Origin of the sequence: Luteolibacter yonseiensis (assembly GCF_016595465.1) — a bacterium.
Classification (GTDB): domain Bacteria; phylum Verrucomicrobiota; class Verrucomicrobiia; order Verrucomicrobiales; family Akkermansiaceae; genus Luteolibacter; species Luteolibacter yonseiensis.
Map to the genome: position 1 here is coordinate 49,802 of NZ_JAENIK010000013.1, position 17,722 is coordinate 67,523.

Annotated in this window: 11 protein-coding genes; 6 read left to right on the forward strand and 5 right to left on the reverse strand. The window is 60.9% G+C overall.

Annotation, left to right across the window (positions count from 1 at the left end):
* Nucleotides 1-19: 19 nt before the first annotated feature.
* The 5 genes from JIN84_RS20695 to JIN84_RS20715 all read right to left on the reverse strand — a co-directional run bounded on the left by JIN84_RS20695 (nt 20) and on the right by JIN84_RS20715 (nt 9,792).
* Nucleotides 20-1,426 carry a DUF1501 domain-containing protein gene (locus JIN84_RS20695; protein WP_234043638.1) on the reverse strand — a complete coding sequence of 469 codons (1,407 nt, stop codon included), beginning with the start codon at nt 1,424-1,426 and terminating at the stop codon, nt 20-22.
* The gene (locus JIN84_RS20700) at nt 1,404-3,599 is read right to left on the reverse strand and encodes a DUF1549 and DUF1553 domain-containing protein (protein WP_200353010.1); all 2,196 of its coding nucleotides are present in this window, start codon (nt 3,597-3,599) and stop codon (nt 1,404-1,406) included. The genes JIN84_RS20695 and JIN84_RS20700 overlap by 23 nt, the downstream gene beginning before the upstream one ends.
* A gap of 376 nt (nt 3,600-3,975) precedes the next feature.
* Entirely contained in the window at nt 3,976-6,117 is a 2,142-nt protein-coding gene (locus tag JIN84_RS20705) for a beta strand repeat-containing protein (protein ID WP_200353011.1), read from the reverse strand.
* Nucleotides 6,118-7,453: 1,336 nt separating this feature from the next.
* Entirely contained in the window at nt 7,454-8,548 is a 1,095-nt protein-coding gene (locus JIN84_RS20710) for a zinc-binding dehydrogenase (RefSeq protein ID WP_200353012.1), read from the reverse strand.
* Nucleotides 8,545-9,792 carry an MFS transporter gene (locus JIN84_RS20715; protein ID WP_200353013.1) on the reverse strand — a complete coding sequence of 416 codons (1,248 nt, stop codon included), beginning with the start codon at nt 9,790-9,792 and terminating at the stop codon, nt 8,545-8,547. The genes JIN84_RS20710 and JIN84_RS20715 overlap by 4 nt, the downstream gene beginning before the upstream one ends.
* A 118-nt stretch (nt 9,793-9,910) precedes the next feature.
* Between JIN84_RS20715 and JIN84_RS20720 the strand changes: the two genes are divergently transcribed.
* The 6 genes from JIN84_RS20720 (at nt 9,911) to JIN84_RS20745 (ending at nt 17,608) form a co-directional block, all read left to right on the forward strand.
* Nucleotides 9,911-11,149: a cytochrome-c peroxidase gene (locus tag JIN84_RS20720; RefSeq protein ID WP_200353014.1), complete on the forward strand. Its 1,239-nt coding sequence runs from the start codon at nt 9,911-9,913 to the stop codon at nt 11,147-11,149.
* The gene (locus JIN84_RS20725) at nt 11,146-13,308 is read left to right on the forward strand and encodes a LamG-like jellyroll fold domain-containing protein (RefSeq protein ID WP_200353015.1); all 2,163 of its coding nucleotides are present in this window, start codon (nt 11,146-11,148) and stop codon (nt 13,306-13,308) included. Before JIN84_RS20720 ends, JIN84_RS20725 begins: the two co-directional genes overlap by 4 nt.
* A gap of 68 nt (nt 13,309-13,376) precedes the next feature.
* Nucleotides 13,377-13,937, forward strand: a complete 561-nt coding sequence (locus JIN84_RS20730) for a cupin domain-containing protein (protein ID WP_200353016.1) — start codon at nt 13,377-13,379, stop codon at nt 13,935-13,937.
* Nucleotides 13,938-14,039: 102 nt separating this feature from the next.
* Complete coding sequence (gene phnA, locus JIN84_RS20735) at nt 14,040-15,266, forward strand: phosphonoacetate hydrolase (protein WP_200353017.1); 1,227 nt, start codon at nt 14,040-14,042, stop codon at nt 15,264-15,266.
* On the forward strand, nt 15,259-16,152 hold the full coding sequence (locus JIN84_RS20740) for a metallophosphoesterase family protein (RefSeq protein ID WP_200353018.1): 894 nt from the start codon (nt 15,259-15,261) through the stop codon (nt 16,150-16,152). Before phnA ends, JIN84_RS20740 begins: the two co-directional genes overlap by 8 nt.
* A 22-nt stretch (nt 16,153-16,174) precedes the next feature.
* Nucleotides 16,175-17,608: an aldehyde dehydrogenase family protein gene (locus tag JIN84_RS20745; RefSeq protein ID WP_200353019.1), complete on the forward strand. Its 1,434-nt coding sequence runs from the start codon at nt 16,175-16,177 to the stop codon at nt 17,606-17,608.
* Nucleotides 17,609-17,722 lie beyond the last annotated feature (114 nt).

Below are 17,722 nucleotides of genomic sequence, written 5' to 3' on the forward strand. Positions count from 1 at the left end.
CAAAACGTGCTCCCGGCGGCTAACTGATGATCTCCTTGATGGGACCGCCGTGCTCGACGAGCCGCGAGACGGTTCCGAGGGAGGGGACTTCCATCTTGGTGTGGTCGATCCCGAGCTGCCGGAGGATGGTGGCGTGCAGGTCGCTGTAGTAGTGGGGGCTCTCCACCGCCTTGTAACCGACTTCGTCCGTCGCCCCATGGACCACTCCACCCTTGATGCCGCCACCGGCGAGCCAGCAGGTGTAGCCTTTGGGGTTGTGGTCGCGGCCGGTGGTGTTCTGCGACCAGGGCGTGCGACCGAACTCGCTGGTCCAGACGACCATGGTTTCGTCAAGCAGGCCGCGCTGCTTCAGGTCCCTGATGAGCCCGGCGATGGGCTTGTCCGTGGCCCGGCAGAGAGGCTCGTGAGTCTTCATGTCGCCGTGGGCGTCCCATCCGCCGTTGCCGCCGCCCGAATTGCAGATCTGGATGAAACGGACTCCCCGCTCGGCGAGGCGGCGGGCGAGGAGGAGTTGTTTGCCGAACTCCACCGTCTCGGGCCTGTCGATGCCATACAGTTCCTTCACATGATCCGGCTCGCGCGAGAAATCGACGGCCTCGGGGGCGGACATCTGCATGCTGGCGGCCAGTTCGTAGGCCTTGGCGCGGGCCTGGATGTCCGAATTGATCGCGTAACGCTGGCGGAATTCCCGGTTCATTTCGTGAAGCTCCCGCGCCTGCCGGTCGCGCTCCGCACTGGAACTGCCCTTGGGCGGATGCAGGTTCGGAATCGGAATCTCACCGGCCTGGAACGGCGTGGCGGCGACAGACGCGCCGAGGTAGCCACCGGTCAGCTGCACCGGCGATGACGGCCGGCCGATGTTCACGAAAGTCGGCAGGTTGCGATTTACAGAACCCAGCGCATAGGACACCCAGCTGCCGAACGTCGGGTGCTCGAAAGCGCGGCCACGGTGGCCGGTGCAGGTTTCGATGACGGCGGGAAAGTGGTTGCTCTCGTGGCACCACATTGAACGGACCACCGAAATGTCGTCGATCACACCGCCCACATGCGGAAACCAGTCGGACACCGGAATGCCGGATTTTCCATAACGGGTGAACGTCCGGAGGCAGGGTATGACCGGACGCCTCATGGAGGCCTGGTTGTCACCGAAGCCGATGGCGTCGATGAACTTGCCGGCATGGTCGTTGCCCTTGGGATCGAAGGTGTCGATGTGGCTGACCCCGCCGCACATGAAGAGGAAGATGATGGACTTCGCCTTGGGTTGGAAATGAGGTCCCAGAATGGCGTCCCTGATCTCGCCTTCCTGCGCCCACAGGCCGCCGAGCGCGGTGCCCAGAAATCCCCCGCCCGCCTGGAAGAGGAAGTTCCGGCGCGAGATACGTCCGCAAGGGAATGGATTCGGATTACCGGACATAGGTGAATTCATCTAGGTTGAAGAGGAGCCAGGAAAACGGTTTGAGCCGCTCGGGATCGCCCTCGAGGTAGGCCGTGGCGCGGTCGATCTCCGGAGCGCTGGGTGGCCGGGCGATGGTCAGGCGGTAGGCCAGATCCACCGCGCGGTTCAGGTCTCCACCGGATTCGTTTTTCAACCGCTCTGCCAGTCCGTTCGTCGCGGCCTCGATCTCCGGGCTGTTCATGAGGAAAAGCGATTGCGGTGCGGTCACCGTCTGGGTGCGTACCGGGCAGGGAACCCGTCCGTCATCCACATCGAAGGACTGCAGGAAACCGGGAGTGACGTCACGGCTCGGAGCATAACCACGGATCATGTAAGCGGCACGGCGTTTTACGGAAGCGTTTGTTCTGGAGGCATCATCCCCACCACGGCGTCCCTGCCCGCCACCATTCGGGTCGAAGGAGCGGCCACCGACCTGCAAATCCAGATTACCCGCCGCCGCGTGGATGGAATCCCAGATCGGCTCCGCTTCGAGACGTTGCAACCTGAAGTGCCAGAGATAGGTGTCATCCGGATCGATCTTGTGGTTCGCCATCGATTCAGGCGGCACCTCGGAGCTCATCCGGTAGGCCTGCGATGTCACCATCAGGCGGTTCATCTGTTTCATGCTGTAGCCCTGTTTCACGAATTCCGAAGCAAGCCAATCCAGCAGGGCCGGGTGCGACGGACCATCGGATTGCAATCCGAAGTCGCTGGGAAGCTTCTGCAGTCCCACGCCGAAATGCCATTGCCACAGACGGTTGACCGCCACCCGGGCGAACAGCGGGTTGGATGGATTTGTAAGCCAATCCGCGAATGCCTCGATACGTCCGTCGCGGAAATCGTAATCCCCGGCCGCAAAAGGCCAGCCGGGCTTGACCTCGTTCTGAAGCTCGGGACGGGCCGGCTCCCCGCTGGTGAGGATGTAGCTTTTCATCTGCTCCCGGCCGCGGTCCACATCCACCGTGGTGAAGGCCGGAAGCTCCGGGGCGGAGTTCCCCCGCCCCGCCTCTTCGACCTGCCTTTTCAAATCACGATACCGGCCCACCATTTCCGCAGGCAGCACTTCCTCGATCTTGCCGTCGTCGATGCGGAGGATGGGGAAATAATCGTCGGCGGTTTTCTGCTCCTCCACCGTCCGCTCCTTCTCGGGTTTCCTGATGACCGCCTGCACTTCCGGTGGCAGCATCTGGATCCGTTCCTCGCGGAGCTTCGACTTGTAGGGATCGAGAAATGCCGCGAGTTCCTTTTCATGAGGCGCCCGCTTTTTCTGCGTCTCCTCCATCGCCCTTCCAGCCGCAACCAGATCCGCGGAGCTCGCGAGATTCACCTTTTTCGCCACCAGCGGGTCGAACAACGCCTTCATCGAATAATAATCGACCTGCGAAACGGGATCGAACTTGTGATCGTGACACTTCGCGCAACCGATGGTCAGCCCCATGAACGCCGTCGAAACGGTGTCCACCGCATTAATTGCCAGATCCTGTGGATCCGCCCCCACACCACGGGCCAGAAACCCCAATGCGAAAACATCACCCGGTCTCGGCTCCTTGCGCGAGCGGAAGCCCGTATCCGACATCTGGGTCCGCTCGCCGACGCGGCGGCCGGTAAGCTGGAGCTGCACGAACTGGTCATACGGAAGATCGTCGCGGATGGAGTTGACCACCCAGTCCCGCCAGAGATGGATTCCCGACCCCGGGCCCATCTTTTCATCCACATCCGCATAGCGCAGGACATCCAGCCAACGCCGCGCATACCGCACCGCGTGTTGTTCCCCAGCCAGAAGCCGGTCCACCACTTTTTCGTAGGCCTCCGGAGAAGTGTCTGTGAGAAAAGCTTCCTGTTCCTCAGGAGAAGGCGGGAGTCCGGTCAGGTCAAGATGGACGCGACGGAGCAGGGTCAACTTGTCCGCAGGACCCACCATCCCGAGCCCCTTGGCCACACGTTCCGCTTCGAGAAACCGGTCGATGGGGTTCGTCATGGCAGCGTCACCTTCCGGCACCACCGGACGGTTCACCGGTGCCAGCGACCACAGCAGGTCGCCGGGATTGTCGGCGGCGAAGGAATGGTTCGCGCCCGCCACGACGGCCACGCCTGCCAGCATCACGCCGACCCGACGTGATCTCACGCGGCATCGAACCAGTTTCGCCAGTGAAAGCCTCATCATGATTGGAAATTGAACCACCACAACGGTGGAAAGGTTCCCCTCCTTTCGATCCATCTCCACAACTATCCAAATGGCTGGTGATTCCGGACAACCAGACTTCCGGAAACAAAGGGAAAAAACCTCATCCGGGAATGCTGCTATCCAGCTCCAGGACCGCCTTCTGCGTAACCGCTTGAGCTGAACCTGGTTGAACGGCGCATCATTATTCCTCGGATTGCAGTCCGTCGCACCGCGGGAGGCCCACTAAGGAGGCGGAGAGGAGACGGATGAGGCGATACAGAGAAAAAGAATGCCTGGTATGATGGCGCGGCTCGACATGGGGATGCTCGGAGGGATTGGAAAATGAATTGGGAAACGGCGAAAAAGCACGCCCCGCTCAGTAGCCTGAGAACATCGGAATGTCGCCCTGCGGCTCGGAAACCGTCACCTTCCCCTTCATCACGGTGTGCCCTTCGATCACCAGGGCGTCGCCTCCGTTGTCGGATTCGGACATGGTTGGATCTGCCAGGGGGGAAACGCCTACGGCCCGCGTTTTCCAAGGAGTGTTGGTGAGGGTGGTCTGTCCGAAAACGTGTGCCTTTTCCGTGGAGGCGTTGCCCAGGACACTGGTGTTCGCGCCCTCGCCGACGGCGTTGGCGCCGATGACGATGGAGTTGTCGTCGCCGTCATCCTTGCCCCGCGAGTTGGCTCCTATGTAAATGCTGTTCTGGGGATCGGCGAGATCGGTTGTGCCATCGGTTTGGTATCTGCCGGCATAAGAACCCAGGAAGAGGTTGCCACCACCCGTCGTATTGCCCGCTCCCGAATATTCGCCCATACCCGTGTTTTGGCTGCCGGTGGTATTGGCGAAGAGGGCGTAAAACCCTCCGGCGGCGTTGAGCTCGCCTGTGGTGTTCCAAAACAGCGCACAGGATCCGGACGCGACATTGTAATGGCCGGAGATGTTGGAATAGAGAGCGGAATCACCGAGTGCGACATTGCTCGACCCGGTAACATTGGCTTGGAGAGTTTGGGTTCCCAAAGCGGCGTTATAACCGCCGTAGAAGTTGTTGCGGAGGGTTTGATAGCCGACCACGGTGTTGTACGCCCCCCAGGTGCTCGAACGCATGGCATCGACTCCGATTGCGGTGTTCGCCGCCCCGTCGGTGTTTGAATAGAGTGCATCTCCCCCGACCGCGGTATTGTTATTCCCTATGGTGTTGGAATAGAGAGCTTGATGTCCGAGCGCGGAGTTCGTGCTGCCGTAGGTGTTCAAATAGAGCGCCCGCCTGCCGGTCGCGACGTTCTTGTTGCCCCAGGTATTGGTGTAAAGGGCTTGGTAGCCGGTAGACGAGTTGTTGTAGCCCGTGGTGTTGCCGCGGAGGGACTGAGATCCTATCGCGGTGTTTTGAGCGCCCGATCCGTTGATATAGAGCGCGTTGGTTCCAATCGCCGTATTGTCCGAGCCTGTACCGTTGGTGTAAAGAGCGCCGGTCCCCGTCGCCGTGTTCTGTTGGCCGGTGGTGTTACCGCGGAGGGCCTGTACCCCGTATGCGGTGTTGGCATTGCCAGTGGTGTTGAGATAGAGAGCCTGATACCCGAAAGCGGAATTATAATTGCCGCCGACATTGTAATAAAGAGCCAAACTCCCGTGTGCCGAGTTGAAATAGCCCGTGGTGTTGGTGCGTAGGGCCCCGGCACCGGTCGCGGTATTGTCAAAGCCGGTGGTGTTCGCATAAAGGGCCTGGCTCCCGAACGCGGAATTGGAATTGGTGGTGGTGTTCGCGAAAAGCGCCTGGCTTCCGAACGCGGAGTTGCCAGCACCGGTGGTATTGGCACCTAGGGCGCTGACCCCGACCGCCGTATTGCTCGCGATGTTGCCACCGCCTCTTCCCACTTTCACGCCGTTGATGTCTCCCTGCACACCGAGACCACCGGCAACGGTGAGAGCTCCCGAGGTCGGGCCGTTGGATGCCGTTGTGGCGCTCACGTTGAGCTGTCCTCCCGGAACCAGAAGTCCGTTGGAGAAAGTCGGAGCGCTGGGAAAAGTCAGTTCTCCAGTGGTGCCCGCCGTCAACGCCGTGACCGAGCCGACCTTGATGTTTCCACCTGTCGCCGGCAGGACGATCGAACCCGTGTCAGGTGCCAGGATGATGCCATTCGTCGTTCCGTCCGCCTTGTAAAGCGTCAGGATGTTGCCCGTGCCAAGCAGCAGCTTGTTTCTCGGAGTGGCGTTGACATTGTCCCTCCATAGGAATTCATTGGCCGCCTCGGTGGTGCCGAATGTCGCCCTGTCCGTAGAGCCTCCGACATAATCGATCTGCAGCGCCGAGGAAGCCGTGGCTCCGAGGTCGATTCCCCTGACAACGCTCAGATCCCCCGGGACGATGACATTGCCATCCACGACTCCTGTCACAATGAACACGTCTTTGGAATCAAGCGTGGCCGCTCCATGAAGAAGGGCGGGAACCATTACCGAGGCGGTGATGGTGAGGGTGATGGCGGCAGCCAGATATTGATTGTGGCGGGTGGTTTTCATCGGGAGGTTTCTAGAGATTGAGGCTGGGTTATTCTGAATCGGGACGGAATGCCGCGCCGCCGGACCTGGTCACGCGGCTTGTAAATCATACCCGCAAAAAAAATCACATGCGAAGGAGGCGTTCAGCCCTGATCCCTGCTTCCGCTTTCCCAGCGTTTGTCCGTAGAGCCGGCAGAAAACCACAAGGGTCGGTGCGGTGATGAATGATACCCATTTGGCATGATGCGGTGGGATCGGGCCTTTCACTTGCAGAAAGCAATCAAACTTCACTACGGGGCGTCAAATCCTAATATCATCACCTTGAAGAACACCACCGCCACACTTGTTAGATTGTCGGGAATTCATTCCGATTTGAACACGGCCAATCCTGTTGAATCAAGATCAACAAACTTCACAACATCAACACAATAAATGTATTGCGACTTGAATAATTCATATCCAGCAGGATCGGCAGCGCTGGATTCGTTCAAACTCCACGGAAACCGATTTTCAAAAAATCACCTTTGTTTCCGACGGCGATGAAAGTCCATCCCGGATTCACCTCAGGCGATTCGATTGTGGAACGACATAACTGACACCGCTTCTCACGAATCGTGTTAAGGATACGCAACTTCGCAACTAACAGAACCCTGCGTTGTGGCACAAGATTGCCAGGAGCAAGCTGCCTTGGCTTATAACTCGGGCGCGGTTCCAGCCATGAAAGAGCGGCCTTCGGGCATCCGGAAATTTCACCGGAGTTCCGGACCGTTCCCTATTCCGACCCCGGTAGCTCGATCCTCCCGCCCCATGCCGGACCGCTCTTCTTCACAGGCGGCAAATGACAGGTAGAGGACGGACGGCAGGATTCGGATCATCGGGTCATGCCGCACTCCTTTCCGTAATGACAGACTGGTGACCACCCCGCACATCCGTTGCGGAAAGGACACTTTGCCCAGGCCATGCCGATCTGAGGAAGGAACCGTCCTTCGGCGATACCGGTCACCATGGTTTCCAGCAGGGCGATCCACCTCCGGCCGCGCCGGGTGCGGGTGACCGGAAGGCTGGAGCGGTTCGGGGTTTCCTCCTCGAGCCCGTAGCCGACGCGGCGGGAGCGAATCGGCGGGGCGGCTGGGGATGGCGCGTTCGATGGGAAGGTTTTCGAAGAAACCGATTATGAGCATCTTGAAGCAAGCGGCGCGATCGTGCCGAGTCGGCATGGTCGGAAAGTCAGAACGCCCTCGTTGTGATACAGGGTCAGCGAAGGGTGGAAGCCAGAAGCTGTACGATGCCGCGGTTACGGAAATTGCCAGAATGATTGGCAGAGGTCGCCTGCGGGTGTTGGTGAAATCAGATGCTGTCAGGGCAGTACGGCGGTGCGCCGGCCACTCCGGGAGGAGGAGGAGGCGAACGCGTTTTCAATGTTTCGGAGCTCGAATCGGTCACCTTGCAGCAGGCCGAAAGGAACTGTCCCGGAGGCTTCTATTAGAAAATCAATGGCGGTCACAAGGTTCTCCGGGCGGTAGTTGTGGAGGCCGCGGATGGTGAGCATCCGGCGGACGAGATCGTTCGGATCCAGCTCGATTTTTCCACCCGGAGTGGTGGTTCCCGCGATGACGGAAACACCACCGGTCCGGGTGGCGGCGATCGCTCCGGAAACGGCGGCCGCCGATCCGGAGAACTCAAGCGTCACATCCGCCCCCCGGCCGAGGGTCCGCTCGCGGACATCTTCCAACAGGCTCGAAGGATGACTGAATGCCGTGGAGCCGAACTGCGATGCCAGCCCGGAGCGCTCCGGATCGATGTCACAAGCGACCACTTCGGCGGCACCCAGATGACGTGCCATCGCGGCGGCGGTGAGACCGAGCACACCGCAGCCAAGCACCGCGACGGTCGCCCCCTCGACCGCACCTGCAAGGTCGAAGGCGGCGGCCACGGTGGCTACCGCACAGTTCGCCGGAGCCGCCAGCGCGTCCGACAGGGAGTCCGGCAGTTTCACCACGCCGGTGCCCGCCGTGAGCAGGCAGCATTCGGCGAATCCGCCGCTGAATTCGCGTCCCGGAGCGATCGAACTGTGACCGTATTTGAAAAGGTGTTCGCACTTCTGCGGCAGGCCACGGCGGCAGAAAAAGCAGCCGCCGCAGGAAGCGGCCAGCGTCCACGTGATGCGGTCGCCTGCGGCCAGAGGCTCTCCGCGCAGGTCGATGCGGGCGGTGCCGCGCCCGAACGATACGATGCGCCCCACGATTTCATGGCCAAGCACACAGGGCACCGGTTCCTGGCGGCGGCCATGCCACGTGTGGAGGTCGCTTCCGCAGATCGTGCTGCAACTCACATCCACCAGGATCTCCCCCGGACCGGGCGTCGGGATCGGGAATTCCTCGAGGCGGAATGGAAGGCCGGGGCCTGAAAAAATGGCGGCGAGGGCGCGGGCGCTGGAACGTTCGGTATTCATTTGGGTATGCGGACGAAAGACATCAGGAGGGCGCCGAGCACGCAGGAAACGGCGACCACCGGGAAAACCATATGGGTGGAACGGGTGGTCTGGATGATATACCCGGTCAGCGGCTCACCCAGACCCGCGAAGAGATAGGCGAAGAAATTCATCATCCCGGTCCCGGTGCCAGTCATCCGCTTGCCGAGCAAATCGGGAGCCAGCGCCCAGAACGCGGATTGCGGCCCGTAGACGAAGAAGCCGGTGAGGAACAGCAACGGAACCGCGAACATCGAGTGACGGCCCACCACTCCCATGCTTGAAGCAAAGACCGCCGCCAGCAGGAGAAACAGAATTACCGGTGCGGCGCGGCCACCGCGGAAGATGCGGTCGGATATCCATCCCGCCGTCAGCGCTCCGAGAGCCATGCCCACCGGCAGGGCCACCGAGATCCATTTCTGCGGTGATTCCTTCCAGTTGTCGCCGAGGAAATAGACCGGCACCCAGATGAGCAGCCCATAGCGGGCGAGGCTTTGGAAACCGATCGCCGCACAGCCGAAAAGAAACGGCGTGCAACTGAGACCGATGCGGTAGCGTTCCCACAGTGTCATTTCCCGGTCGGTGGGAACGGGATCATGACCGGCTCCCGGTTCTTCCGGCAGGTCTACGAAACCCGCCTGCGAAGGCTTGTCCCTGACCACCAGCCAGAAGACGACGCTACCCACCAACATGAGCGCCACCGGCAGGCGGAAAATCCAGCGCCAGCCGAAGTCAACAAGCCAGGCCGCCATCAGGTAGGTCAGCACCGAAGAGGACCCCGCGGCGAAAAGATACCAACCATATACGCGCCCCCGGTGACCGCGATCCCACCAGTTCGAGAGGATGCGGCTGCCGGGTGCCCAGCCCATCGACTGGACCAAGCCATTCGCCGACCAAGGGATGAGCACCCCCGCCATTCCTCCAGCCAGGCTCACCGCCCAATTCATGATGAATGAGAGCGCTCCGCCAAGCGTCATCAGGCTGCGGCCGCCGAAGCGATCTGCCAGCGGGCCATTGATCGCCTGTCCGATGGCGTAACACCACAACATCGCCGCACCGCACCACCCGAGTTGCGTTTTCGTCAGGTGCAACTCCTCGATCATTCCCGGGATGGCGAAACCAAAGTTCTGACGACCCGTATAATAAAACAGGTAACAAAACATTACCGCGATCAGGGTTTTCACTCTGGCGGCTGCAAAACTTTTGTTGGAAGGGACGGAATTCATGGCAAAGGCACCGGCTGGCTGCCGATGCCGCTAGTGGACGACACGGATCGTATCATGAGAAAAGTTTCCTTGAAACGATTTTGTTGCACTCCGGGAAACTACAATTAGACTGCCGTACATGACCAAGCCTCCCGTCGCCGTGCTGTTGCTTGCGGCAACATTGTCGCAGGCTTCCACGAAAGCGGCGGAAACTCCGGAGCAGCAGGCAGCCGCTGCGGCGGTGGGTCGGGAAATTTTCCAAGATACGCGATTTTCCAATCCGGTCGGCCAATCCTGCATGAGCTGCCATGTCCCGCAGTCCGCCTTTGCGGATTCCAAAGCGCTATCAACGGGCGCGGTACATGGCCGCGAAGGGCGCCGGAACGCGACAAGCCTGATGTATGCGGCGCTGATCCCGAATTTTTCCCAGGAAGACATCCTTGAAGAAACGGGCGAGCAGATCTGGGTCTGGCAGGGGGGCCTGTTTCAAGATGGCAGCTCCCGAACCCTGTACGAACAGGTAAAAAGACCGTTCTTCGATCACGCGGAGATGAATGTATGCTCTCCGGCGGATCTCGCCGCAAAACTCCGCGCGGCACCATACGCCCGGCGTCTCAGGGGAGACCTGTCTGATGAGGACTGGGCGAACGACGGAAATGTCAACCAACGCTGCTACCGGGCGTTGGTCGAGTTTTTAAAAGAGCCGATGTTCCGGCCCTTCGATGCACGCATCGACGACTATCTCGCCGGTTCCCCCGACGCTCTGAGTGAAGCGGAGAAGCGCGGACTGGAGATCTTCAAAACCAAGGCGAAATGCGCCGACTGTCACCTGCTGATTCCCGGCGCATGGCCGAAGCCGCTGCTCAGCGATTACGGCTACGACAATCTGGGAGCCCCTTCGCACGGACCGAAGGACCCGGGCCTCGGCGGTCACACCGGGGTTGCGGAGGAGATGGGTCGGTTCCGCGCGCCGACATTGAGGAATGTGTCGCTGACCGCGCCCTACCTGCACAACGGATCCATCGCCACGCTGCGGGAGGTGGTCGAGTTCTACAACAAGCGTGATGAAGAACCCGGACGCTGGGGTAAGACGGATTTTCCAGAAACGGTCAACCACGAGGACTCCGGCAAACTCGGCCTGACAGATCAGGAAATCGACGACCTCGTCGCACTGATGGACGCCTTTACCGACCGCAGCCTGCTCGAAATGAGAAAAGCCAACGCGCCGTTTCCGGTGGCCCCGTCAGCAACGCCCGACAGTTGGAAAATGCGCGCCTATTTTCCGGACTGGAATCACGCAGTCCCGCCGCTGCCTCCCCTCCCCGCCCGTCCTTATCCTCCCACTCCACCCTACCACTCTCCGAACGAAACTCCATGAAACCCGCCAATTTCCTGCTTCCCTCATTCTGTGCCGGACTCCTCGCCTCGCTGCCCACGCAAGCCCGCGCACAAACCGGGCCGCTGGTCGGCACCGTAAAAACGACGGAAGCATGGTTCCTCTACCGGCCCGGTGCGGTGGTGAAGCCGCTCCGCCTCAGCGTGCTCGACTCGAACCAGAACGTCGTCGGCACGAACGAATCGACCAGCGAGGCAGAGGTGGATTACGTCGCGAAATTCCACATCACGGGATTGCAGGCATCCACCCGCTACACCTATAAAATCGAAGACCTGTCGACCGGAACTCCGGTCCAGATCGAGGGTCCGGCGGATGGCCTCAAGTTCAAGACCCGCCTCGCGGAGAACACCCGCGGTATCGTAACCGTCGCCATCGTTTCCTGTGCGAATTCCACGTCGGAGCCGGTGTGGGAGCGGATCGCCACGCTGAACCCCGACCAACTCGTGCTCGGTGGCGACACCCCGTATATCGATGTCGCGGACCTGGCCACAGCCCGCACCAAGCATCGCGGTTTCTTGGAAACACCTTTCATGGCATCGCTCATCCGGAGCACCTCTACCGTCGGCATCTGGGACGATCACGACTTCGGTCTGAACAACGGCAACGGTGTGACCGCCGCGGACCGCCGGGCCAACACCCGCAAGGCGTTCGTGGAATACCGGGCCCACGAGCAATATGGCAATGGTACGGAAGCCGTGTATCACAAGGTGGACCTGGGAGTGATGGAAATCTTCCTGCTGGATCCGCGATGGTTCTCACAAACCGCCGCCTCACCAGTGGATCCGTCCCAAAAGACCACCTTCGGCACCGGGCAGTGGCAGTGGATACTCAACTCTCTCAAAGCCTCTCGCGCGCCGTTCAAGGTGCTGCTCATGGGAGAGGTCTGGGAGGACAAGAAAAACTCGGAGAACGACGACATGTTCACCTACTGGTATGAACGCGACGCGCTCTTCGATTACATCCGCGCCCGGTCGCTTCCCGGGGTGGTCACCGTCGGTGGCGACATCCATGTTTCCCGGCATCTGGTCCATCCGCAGAGGATCGGCTACGACCTGCACGATTTCGTCACCTCACCCGCGCACACCTCGGTGATCCCGAGCCTGGATGTCCCGCATCCTTCGCTGGAGTGGTCGTCACAGCAACCTCGCCAGTTCATGACTTTCACCGCCGACACCCGTTCGAATCCGCCGAAACTCACCGCCCGCTTCTATCTCGCGGACGGCTCGCTACAACGCGAGGTGGTGGTCCCCTACGATCAACTCACGCCGAAACAAGGACAAGGCCTCGCCCGTGACCTGCGCGCCTACTGGCCATTTGACGGAGATTTGAAAAACAGATCCGTGCTCGGCGGCCGTGTCGATGCCGATGCGGTCAATGGCGCGGCCCTGGTCAAGGACGGCGGTCTGCGGGGCGGAGCCATTTCGCTCAACCGCGCATCCGGCCAGTATCTCCATGTCGGACGCAGCGCACTCGACGACAACGGAGCGGCAAACACCGTCTCGATGTGGTGCAAACCCGCCTCACTCCCCGCCCACGGAAGCGCGGATCGCCATTTTCTCATGGAAAGCACGCTCGGTGGCACTGTTGGAATGGACGCCGGTTATTCGATCTCCATCGGCCTGCAGGCCGCTCCCATGGCCGGACAGGTGGATCTGGAACTTTTCACCAACACCTTCAAGCCGGCGACCGGAGCCTCCACCTCCTCGCCGACGCCTCTCTCGCAAGGCGGTTTCTCCTGCATGCTGGACCGAAGCCTCTTCACCAACCGTTGGAGTCACGTGGCGGTGACCTTCGACAGCACCACCCTGCGATTGTATGTCGATGGCGCACAGGTCGCCACACATTCCTTGCCCGTACCTGGACCAGCTGCTGAGACCGGCGGCTTTGTCATCGGTGGCCATCGCGCCGGCACGGGTCGGAATTTCGACGGCCTGCTGGATGAGGTCGCGCTTTGGTCGCGGGCGCTTTCCGCAGAGGAAATCGGCTCGCTCTACCATGCCGGAGTTCCTCAGGCGCTCCCTACCGCCACCTCCGCCGCCAATACCGGCGGCGACACGCTGGAAGACAAGTGGGCCCCCGGTTCGGCCGACCGGTCGCTGGTGTTCCGCCATCTTTCGCAAGGCACTCCCGGCGCCCCCTGATCCTTTTCCCGCTGGTGGAGGGGGCTTGACCATCCCTCAGCAGCGGCCGATTGTGGATTTCACACTTTATGAACCTGGTTGAACTCGCTTCACGCATCAAAGCCGCCCGGATTTCCAAGGGTTACACCCTGGACCGTGTGGCGGAGCTTTCAGGCCTTGGCAAGGGTTTGCTTTCCAAGGTGGAGAACTTCCGGGTGACGCCCTCGCTACCGACTCTCGCGAAGTTATGCGAAGCACTTGGCATGAGTCTTTCCGACCTTTTCGAGGGACTGGATGGCAAGCCGAAGCTCAGCATCGTCCGGGCGAACGAGCGCAAGGAGATCGAACGGGATCGCGATCAATCGGACATCAGTTACTACGGCCTCGCCCACGGCAGGCCGGATCGGAACATGGATCCCTTCGTGTTGGAGGTGCCCGCGGGCGGCGGACGCCGGGAAGCCATGCCGCATGAGGGAGAGGAATTCCTCATCGTTCTCAAAGGGAATGTGAACTTCGAATACAATGGGGAAATCCACCTGCTGGCCGAGGGGGATGCCGCTTACTTCGACGCCGAAGTCGACCACCGCCTGATCAACCCGAATTCCCACGGCGCGAAAATACTCAGCGTTTTCCTAGGACGCCCGATGTGATTTAAAATGGTGACAATAATGTTTCCCCAAGGAAACATTTTATCTTTACGGGAAATTCATGGCGGATTGAATCGGGTCTCACCCATTGGGGATTCCCTTGCCATGAATGTCATCGTCAACCATCGCTCCTACACCCTTCCTGCCACCCCGATCGCCGTCATCTGTCTGGACGGTTGCGCGGATGAATACCTCAGCGTGGCGATCGCCCGAGGGAAAATGCCGCGCCTCGCGGCAATGGCGCGGGACGGTTGGCGCGGCATGGTGCGCGGCGCGCTCCCTTCATTCACCAACGTCAACAATTCTTCCATCGTCACCGGCGTCTCCCCTGCCATCCACGGGATTTGCGGCAATTTCTTCCTCGATCCGGAAAGTGGCGAGGAAGTGATGATGAACGGGCCGCAGTTCCGACGCTGCGGCACCATACTCACCGCCGTCGCAGATGCCGGGCGCAAGGTCGCCTTCATCACAGCCAAGGAAAAACTCCGCACCGTCCTGGGCGACGGCGTGGTCGAACGCGGCGGCATCGTTTTTTCCTCGGAAAAAGTGGACGAGGCCAAACTCGCCACCCACGGGATCGACAACGCCATGGAAATCATCGGCAAGCCACGCCCGGAGATCTACTCAGGCGACGCCTCGATCTACGTTCTGGAAGCCGGTGCAGCTCTGGCGGAGCAAGGCCGGGCGGATTTCCTCTATCTCTCCACCACGGATTTCATGCAGCATAAATTCGGCCCCGAAGCGCCGGAGATTCTGGACTTCCACGCCCGTATCGACAACGCCATTGGCCGGCTGCTGGACGCCGGCTGCACCGTCGCCCTGACCGCGGACCACGGCATGAACGCGAAGAATGATACATCAGGAAACCCCAAGGTCATCTTTGTCGAGACCTTGCTCCGTGAAAAGTTCGGCGACTCCCTGCGCGTCATCTGTCCGATCACCGATCCCTACGTCGTCCACCACGGCGCGCTCGGCTCGCTGGTGATGGTCCACCTCGAAGACCCTTCCATCCGCACCGAGGTGGCGGAATATCTTTTCGCTCGGGAAGGAATCACCGAGGTGCTGACCCGCGAAGAGGCTGTGATCAAGCTTGAGCTGGCCAGCGACCGCATCGGTGACCTCGTCGTCCTGTCGGGGCGTGATGTGGTGGTCGGAAAATCCCCCGAACATCACGACCTTTCCGTTCTTACCGGCGGTCTGAGGTCGCATGGCGGCCGTTATGAGGAAATGGTGCCGCTCGTCATTTCCAAGCCCCTCACTCCGGAACTGCAGCGTCATGCAGAAGGCGATCCCCGGAACTTCGATGTCTTCCACTTCGCCTGCCATGTCTGAATCCGCTCTGCCCCGCCGCCGTTTCCTCACGTCCGGTCTGGCCGCCGGATTCGCCGCCGCCCTCCCCGTCCGGCAGGCATTGGCCGCCGACGGCGGTACCGGACCGCTCACGGTGCTGCATCTCACCGACATCCATATCCGCCCCGAGCGCGAGGCACCGGTCCGCTGTGCCGGCATCCTGCGGAAAATCCGCGAACGCCATCCTGAAATCGATCTGGTGATCAACACTGGCGACAGCATTTACGCCGCGGATTATTCCCACATCACCCGCGAGCGCGTCTTGGAGCAATGGAAAATATGGGACGAGACGGTGATGGCCGGACTGAAAGGTCTGCCAATACTGCACACCATCGGCAATCATGACCTGTGGTGGGCCGGACCGAAGGAGGATGAAATGCATGGCATTCCCTATGTCTGCAAACGGCTGGCCATCGCGAAGCCGTATTATTCCACGCAGCATGGCGGCTGGGAGATTCTAGCACTGGAAAACTGCCGCGGGTCGCTCGATGCCGCGCAGCGGGAATGGCTGTCCGAGGCCATCAAAACCGTTCCCGCCGCCACTCCCTTGCTCGTCGCTTCGCATCTGCCCTTGTTCTCACTGGCCGGCGACTACGAAGGCGGCAACATGAAGGGGGCCAAGGCGGTCATCGACCAACTCGCCTCCCATGCGGCCCCCGTCGTCTTGATCAGCGGCCACATCCACATCCAGAGCAGCGAGTCACTCTGGAATCTCCGCTTTCACTGCAATGGTGCCCTGAGCGGCTCCTGGTGGGAGGCCGGTACCCAGGGCGATGGCAGTTTCAAACGCACTCCCGCCGGCTACGCGCTGCTGAAACTCTGGCCGGATGGACGGAGCGGGTGGGAATACTTCCCCGTTCCCGCCTGAAAATCATTTCTCATCTCTCCTCATGTCTTTCACACCCGTTCAACTGCCTTCCTACATCGCCGGAAATCCCGTCACCACCGGTCGCGTTCTGGAAGTGCGCTACCCATGGGACGGCTCCCTTACCGGCACCGCCGCGATGATCGCCCCCTGCCACCTCGACGAGGCGATCAACGCCGCGCTCGCGTTTCCCAACGAATCACTCACCCGCCGCGACCGTCACGACATCCTGCGCAAGGCCGCCTCATCGCTTGCCGAACAACGCGACGAATTCGCCGCGCTCATCACGCGTGAAACCGGCCTGGCGATCCGCGAGGCCACCTACGAGACCACCCGTAGCTCGGACGTGCTTGAGTTCGCCGCCATGGAAGCCCTCCGCGACGACGGACGGATCTTTTCCTGCGACATCTCGCCGAACGGCAAGCCGCGCAAGATCTTCACCTCCCGCTACCCGCTGCGGTTGGTCGCGGCGGTCACGCCATTCAATCATCCTCTCAACCAGGTGGTCCACAAGCTGGCACCCGCCATCGCCGCAGGCACCCCGGTGTTGCTGAAGCCCTCGGATCGGACTCCGCTCACGGCATTGAAATTCGCGGAAATCCTCTACGACGCGGGATTGCCCGGCCCCATGCTCAGCCTCTTCCTCGGTGGGATCGATGACATCGTCACGCCCATGATCACCGATGACCGGGTGGAGGCGGTCACCTTCACCGGTTCCGTGGAAATCGGCAAACACATCGCACGCACCTGCGGCTACAAGCGCATGTGCCTCGAACTCGGTGGGAATTCCCCGTTGATCGTCCTGCGGGACGCGGATCTCGACCTCGCCGCCAAGCTCGCGGCGGAAGGATCGTTCCGCAATTCCGGCCAACGCTGCACCGCGGTGAAACGCATCCTGGTCCAGGATGAAATTCTCGACGCCTTTACCGAACGGTTCGTCCGGATCACCCGCGAGCAATACCCTTGCGGAGATCCTGAAGATCCGGCGACGGTCGTCGGTACCGTCATCAACGAAACCTCCGCCATCGAACTCGAGCGCCGCGTGGAAGCCAGCGTCGCGATGGGAGCACAAGTGCTCCTCGGCGGCCGCCGCCGGGGCGCGCGACTTGAGCCCACCATCATCGCAGGCGTCCCACGGGAAGCGGAAATGGTGGCCAGCGAAAGCTTCGGCCCCCTCGCCCCGATCATCCCGATCCGCGATCTGGACGACGCCATCCACTACTACAATTCCGGGCCATTCGGTCTCAGCAGCGGTGTCGTCACGAACGACCTCGCACTGGCGATGAAGGCCTGCAAAGACCTCAGGACCGGCACCACCAACATCAACGAAATCCCCGGCTACCGGCTCGAACTCACCCCCTTCGGCGGCACCCGGGATTCCGGACTCGGCGTGAAAGAAGGAGTCATCGAGGGAATCAAGTTTTTCACCCACGAGAAGACATGGTCCCTGCCTTGGTGACGGCAGGCGCCGGACACCTTCTGGCGCTGTTCCCGATTTCTCCAAGGATGCGGATGATCTGTTCCGCACTGTATCGTTTTTTATTGTGTCTGTTTCGCTGGTTTTACCCTAAAA